6 protein-coding genes are annotated in these 6,000 nt (G+C 66.1%); all 6 read left to right on the forward strand.

All coding sequences use genetic code 11. From position 1 onward, the window contains the following. The first annotated feature begins 95 nt into the window (after positions 1-95). Complete coding sequence (locus E8F06_RS24825) at positions 96-479, forward strand: DUF2946 family protein (RefSeq protein ID WP_280371963.1); 384 nt, start codon at positions 96-98, stop codon at positions 477-479. A gap of 100 nt (positions 480-579) precedes the next feature. After that, positions 580-999, forward strand: a complete 420-nt coding sequence (locus tag E8F06_RS24830; protein ID WP_280371964.1) for a DUF2946 domain-containing protein — start codon at positions 580-582, stop codon at positions 997-999. Positions 1,000-1,053: 54 nt separating this feature from the next. Further along, positions 1,054-3,180: a TonB-dependent copper receptor gene (locus E8F06_RS24835; RefSeq protein WP_280371965.1), complete on the forward strand. Its 2,127-nt coding sequence runs from the start codon at positions 1,054-1,056 to the stop codon at positions 3,178-3,180. A 445-nt stretch (positions 3,181-3,625) separates the two neighbouring features. Then, positions 3,626-4,279 carry a hypothetical protein gene (locus E8F06_RS24840; RefSeq protein WP_280371966.1) on the forward strand — a complete coding sequence of 218 codons (654 nt, stop codon included), beginning with the start codon at positions 3,626-3,628 and terminating at the stop codon, positions 4,277-4,279. 173 nt (positions 4,280-4,452) lie between these two features. Further along, complete coding sequence (locus E8F06_RS24845) at positions 4,453-5,070, forward strand: LysE family transporter (RefSeq protein ID WP_280371967.1); 618 nt, start codon at positions 4,453-4,455, stop codon at positions 5,068-5,070. Between the two features lie 205 nt (positions 5,071-5,275). After that, positions 5,276-5,755, forward strand: a complete 480-nt coding sequence (locus tag E8F06_RS24850) for an HIT family protein (protein WP_280371968.1) — start codon at positions 5,276-5,278, stop codon at positions 5,753-5,755. The last annotated feature ends 245 nt before the right edge of the window (positions 5,756-6,000 follow it).

Raw genomic sequence — 6,000 nt, forward strand, 5'->3', positions numbered from 1 at the left:
GAGAGCGCAGCGGATCGTGCCGGTCTCCATGCGGCAATCCACCACACGGCATTGCCGCTTCCGGCCCTGGAACGCCGGTGCTAGAGTCCCCGCCCATGAAATTCGCCCGCCAAGACCGCTCGCTGATTGCCTGGATGCTGTACGCCTGCGTCCTGTTCAATCTGTTCGCCTGCGGCCTGCACCACGGCCAGGCGATGGGGCTGGAACTGAGCGGCATCGGCGGGCAGTTCTGCTCCGGAGATTCCGCCAGCGGTCTGGCCCTGGACGGCGACCTCGGCGGCAGCGCCGCCAGTAGTTTGTCCAGCCTCTTCAATTGTCCGCTCTGTTCTGGCGTCATTCTCGGCGCTGTTGCCGTGGTGCTGCTGTCCTGGCTGCTCGGCGCGGGCAGGGCGCCGTTGCTTCCCCGCGCCGGGGGTGACCAACACCCGCCGCGCCATGCCTGGCCTTCGGCCAATCCTCGGGCATCCCCGCTCGCCTGACATCGCTCCAGACCCGGATTCTTCCGTCTGAACGCTGCTGCCGGCATCCCTTTCTCGGGGTGCCGCTGTGGCTCGATTGTCCACGCAACCGGATTCGCCGATGCCCATGGCTGCTCCACGCATCCGCCATCGTCACGCCCATTCCACGGCCTTGCCCGTGCGGATGCGGCTGGGCCTGTGGCTGGGGCTGTTCGCGATGCTGGCGATCTATTTCGGTGCCCTGGCATCGCAGGTTCGCGTGGCGCAAGCGGAGCTGCCCGGCTGGCTCACGGAGCTGGCCTGCGACCACGGCGAACAGCCGTCTCCGATGCCCAGCCACCATGGGCCGGCATCACCTCTGGATGCCTGCGGCTATTGCAACCTGCTGGCGGCGAGCCCGGCCCTGGGCAACACGCTGCCGGCTGCCGCCCTGGCGGTGCCAGTAGAAGGTGCTCCGGAGCGAACCCGGTTCATTGGCCTGCCCGCGCAGGCGCCGCTGTTCCCCGGCGCCCGGCCACGCGCGCCACCCCGTTCTTCCTGATTCGCCGACGCACTGCCCCGGAGGGGCAGCCTGACCATCGATTCTGGAAGACTCATGAAACAGCCCAACCATCAAGGCCGCGCTGCTGCGCGCCACTGCCCCCGTCCTTTCACACCGACCACCGCCGGCCTGCGCTGGCAACAGGGTTTCGCCCTGTTCCTCGGCCTCTCCCTGTCCGGACTCGGCGTGACCGAAGAACGACTGCCGGAAGAAATCGAGCCCACGGTCGTTACCGCCGTGCAGCAGAGTTCGCCCCTGACCGTGGTGACGAACCCGAAAGACCCCCGCCAACCCGTTCCCGCCAGTGATGCGGCGGACTACCTGAAGACCATTCCCGGCTTCTCCGTCATCCGCAACGGCGGCACCAATGGAGATCCGGTGCTGCGCGGCATGTTCGGCTCGCGGCTCAACCTGCTCACCAACGGCGGCTTGATGATCGGCGCCTGCCCGGGCCGCATGGACGCGCCGAGTTCCTACATCTCCCCGGAAACCTTCGACCGGCTCACCGTGATCAAGGGGCCGCAGACAGTGCTCTGGGGCCCCGGCGCTTCTGCCGGCACCGTGCGCTTCGACCGTGAACCGGAGCGCTTCGGCGAACTCGGCAGCCGCCTGCGCGGCAGCGTGCTGGCCGGTTCCAACGGACGCTTCGACAAGGTGCTGGATGGCGCCCTGGGCAGTGAACTTGGTTACCTGCGCGTGGTGGGCAACCAGGCCCAGGCGGACGACTACGAGGATGGCAACGGCGATACCGTGCCGTCGCGCTGGAACAAGTGGAACGGTGACGTGGCCCTGGGCTGGACGCCGGACGCGGACACCCTGGTGGAACTCACGGCCGGCAGGGGCGACGGCGAAGCACGCTACGCTGGACGCGGCATGGACGGCAGCCAGTTCCTGCGGGAAAGCCTCGGCCTGCGATTCGAGCGCAGCAACCTCGGCGGTGTGTTGGACAAGTTGGAGGCGCAGCTCTACTACAACTACGCCGACCACGTGATGGACAACTTCCGCCTGCGCAGCCCCGATCCCGCCAGCTCGATGCCCATGCCGATGGCTTCGAACGTCGACCGCCGCACGGTGGGCGGGCGTTTCGCCGCCACCTTCAGCTGGACCGACGTGGAATGGGTAGCCGGCCTGGACCTGATGCGCAGCGAACACCGCAAGCGCAGCTCGCGTTTCGACATGATGAGCGGCCGCTTCACCGACGCCGACCAGTTCCCCTGGAGCAAGGACGCGCTGTTCCACAACTACGGCCTGTTCTCCGAGGCCACCTGGAACTTCGCGCCGCGCGATCGTCTGGTGGCCGGCGGCCGCCTGGATCGCGCCTCGGCCGAGGACTTCCGCGCCACCAGCGGCATGATGGGCCGGGCCAACCCCACCTTCGGCGAAACCCGCGCCGACACCTTGCCCAGCGGTTTCGCGCGCTACGAGCACGACCTGGCCGATTCGCCCACCACCCTCTACGCCGGACTGGGCCACGTGCAGCGCTTCCCCGATTACTGGGAGTTGTTCTCGCCGGGACGCGGCCCAGCCGGCTCGGCCAATGCCTTCGACGGGGTGAAGCCAGAGAAGACCACCCAACTCGACTTCGGCGTGCAGTACCAGAGCGGCGACCTGGAAGCCTGGGCGTCCGGCTATGTGGGCCAGGTGCGCGACTACATCCTGTTCACCTATACGCCGGGGATGATGGGCCCCACCTCCCGCGCCGAGAACATCGACGCCCGCATCATGGGCGGTGAGCTGGGAGCGGCTTGGCGCCTGGATCGCCACTGGAAGAGCGACGCCACCCTGGCCTACGCCTGGGGCAAGAACAGCTCGGACGACGAGGCCCTGCCGCAGATGCCTCCGCTGGAAGCACGCCTCGGCCTCACCTATGAGCAGGACAACTGGAGCGCTGGCGGCCTGTGGCGCGTGGTGGCGGCGCAGAATCGTGTGGCCGAAGGCAAGGGCAACGTGGTGGGGCAAGACTTCGGCAAGAGCGCCGGCTTTGGCGTGTTCTCCCTCAACACCGCTTTCCGCCTGAGCCCGGAGCTCAAGGTCAGCGCGGGCGTCGACAACCTCTTCGACAAGGCCTACGCGGAACACCTGAATCGTGCGGGAGACGCTGGTTTCGGCTTCCCGGCCGATCCGGTGGCGATCAACGAGCCGGGGCGTACGCTCTGGACCAAGGTGGATTTCAGCTTCTAATGAAGTGCAGCTGCCGGCCCTTGTGGCCGGCAGCCATTGCCAGGCCGGGGAGGCGCTTTCCCGACGAAGGGTAGTGCCAGGACGCCATCACGGGACAGGCGGGCCCGGGGGCTGGTAGCACGGGCATATAATGGTCCGTGCAATACATCCAGAGTTTCGCACCCTCGCCATCCTGTTGTTCGTGTTCGTGCCGGCTCTGACGGAAGGTAGGGCCCAGCGTTTATCTGACGCGGCGCAAGGCCCATTCACCAACCGGAGGAGAGAGGCAGTTCGCCCGGTCCACCCCATCACGGCCAGCGACCCTGCAGCGACTTTTTCATTTCCGGAGGCCCTCAGGTCACGAGGCCAGCTCGCCCTTGCCACAAGGGTTCATGGAGCACTCCCTCTCTCTGTATTGCGGCGGCCCGCCGGACACCCCAGTGGGCGCCTGCGAGGAGGTATCGACATGAAAAGACCCACAGCCCTCACCATTCCTGTCCTGCTGCTCGCCGGAGCGCTGGCGGCCAGTGTTCTGGCTGCCACTGACCCGGCGGCCAGTGGCTTGGCTGCCGGTGATCCGCTGGCCGCTGACCCGGCCGCCGTCAACGCAGTGCTGCGCTTCAGGGGCGGCATTGGTGTGATTCCGGTTTCCAGTGGGCAGGGTTTGGAGGCTATCGCCACTGTGGTCAACCGCAACCTGGTGCGCGGTGTGCAGCCAGCCGGGCAGATCTGGGTGATCCGCAATTTCAATGCGCAGGTGAGCGCGACCGGTGACCTTGTGGCACGCGGCCGTGGCCTGATCCTGGGTGGGGGCAACAACATCGGTAGGGCTACCGGGCAGTCGGTGTTCGCCACGCTGTTCTGTGGCGCAGTGGCACCGTTCACGGAGCACAGCACCGACCTGGCCGGCGTGCCGCTGACCGACGAAGGTGACTTCGTGATCCGTGACGTGTTCACCCCCGCACCACCAACCCCATGCGACAGCCCCGTGCTGCTGATTCGCAATGCGGCCAATCAGAGCTGGTTCGCAGCGGGTATCCCGCGGGCCAGGATCGTCCAGCCGGACGAAGAACCTCCGATTGATAACCCACCGCCAGCCGAACCTCCGGCCATGCCTTGAAGTCCTGGTCTTTCTCTTTCCACTGATGGCTCCCTCTCTCTCCGGAGGGAGGGGCGCCGATTTCGCCAATCCGTCACCGCGGTCTGAATCCTGGTCACCGGCCTATCCCGGCTGGCCCGGCTCCCGGATATACTCGCCGGCATCTCCCCTGACCCATACGACTGGAGGGTGCCGTGGATTACCTCGGTGCATTGCTGGCCATTTCCGGTGTCCTGATGCTGAGCGTCGTCAGCCCCGGCCCCAACTTCGCCATCGTCACCTCCACCGCGACCTTGCGCTCCCGCCGTGCTGGTGTGGCTACCGGATTGGGCCTTGCCGCCGCTTCCGCCACCTGGGCGCTGCTGGCCGTGGCAGGGCTGGGCCTGATCGTCACGCAGGTGGAATGGCTCTACCTTGGCATCAAACTGGCCGGTGCCCTGTATCTCATCTGGATCGGCGTGCGGATGATTCTCGGCGCACGCAAGCCGCTGGCCACCGCGCCCGACACGCTTGAATCGGGCGTCTTCGCCGCAGCCCGCAAGGGCTACCTGGTGAGCATGACCAACCCCAAGGCGCTGGCCTTCTACGGCAGCATCTTCGCCGTGATGGTCCCGGCCCATGCGCCGGCCTGGTTCTACGCGGCCATCGTCAGTATCGGCGCCAGCGTCTCCTGCCTCTGGTACTGCGGGATGGCGGTGCTCTTCTCCAGCCCCGCCGTGCGCGGTGGCTTCATGCGCTTCAAGGCGGTGTTCGAGACCCTGATGGGGGTGTTCCTGCTGGGCATGGGCGGCAGGCTGCTGCTTAGCCGTTGAATTTCATTCTGCGGGGGGCAAATTCTTTCGCGATTGAAATCGCTCCCACACCTGCATTGCTGCATCGAACGGTTCCGTAGGATGCGGTGGAGCGGAGCGATACCCATCATCGAGCGATTGAAGGGCGAACCTATAGCCCGCTTGGCGATTGAAATCGCCCCTACAGGTGAATTCACGCCCTGTACCAAACCTGCAAGGACGCAACATGGAAATACCCGCCGACCTCATCGTCCACCAGACCGACCACTGGATTCTCAACCACCGACTCGATTCAGCGCTGCCGGGCTACCTGATGCTGGGCAGCCGGGCGCGGGTCGAGGCCTTTCATGAATTGCCAGATGAGGCTCTGCTGGAACTGGGGCCGCTGATGGCGCGCACGCAGCGGGTCATGGAGCGACTGCTCGAACCGTGCCGCCTCTATATCGGCCGCTACGGCCATGTGCCGGGCTGGCCGATCCACTTCCATTGCATCCCCGTCTACGGCTGGGTCGAGGAGCTGTTCTGGCGGGATGAACGCTATCGACTGCTGGAGACCTTCGCTGGTGGCGAACCACAGACCGCCACCGATGGTGCTGAACTGACCCTGTTCGTCTGGAGGGAGTTCTGCGAGCGGCCCGATCCGCCCGCGATCCAGGGGCCGGGGAGGGGAGAGGTGATCGAGCGACTGCGTGCTGCATTTCTGTAGGAGCGAATTCATTCGCCAAGGGCGGCGAAGCTGCCCCCTTCAGGGTCGAAGGGCGAACCTGCGGTCCGCATTGCGATTGAAATCGCCCCCACAGGTGAATCCCAAGGCCGACCTTCGGTGGTTGGGCAGCTTTTCGTGGGGGCGAATTCATTCGCCAAGGGCGGCGAAGCTGTCCCCCCTTCAGGGCCGAAGGGCGAACCTGCGGTCCGCATTGCGATTGAAATCGCCCCCACAGGTGAATCCCA

The organism is Pseudomonas sp. BN411, assembly GCF_029871235.1.
In the GTDB taxonomy this organism is placed as follows: Bacteria; Pseudomonadota; Gammaproteobacteria; order Pseudomonadales; family Pseudomonadaceae; genus Metapseudomonas.

Excerpts from the sequence above, each read along its gene's own strand:
- E8F06_RS24825 (WP_280371963.1), top strand. The coding sequence starts at position 96 with ATGAAATTCGCCCGCCAAGACCGCTCGCTGATTGCCTGGATGCTGTAC.
- E8F06_RS24830 (WP_280371964.1), top strand. The coding sequence starts at position 580 with ATGCCCATGGCTGCTCCACGCATCCGCCATCGTCACGCCCATTCCACG.
- E8F06_RS24835 (WP_280371965.1), top strand. The coding sequence starts at position 1,054 with ATGAAACAGCCCAACCATCAAGGCCGCGCTGCTGCGCGCCACTGCCCC.
- E8F06_RS24840 (WP_280371966.1), top strand. The coding sequence starts at position 3,626 with ATGAAAAGACCCACAGCCCTCACCATTCCTGTCCTGCTGCTCGCCGGA.
- E8F06_RS24850 (WP_280371968.1), top strand. The coding sequence starts at position 5,276 with ATGGAAATACCCGCCGACCTCATCGTCCACCAGACCGACCACTGGATT.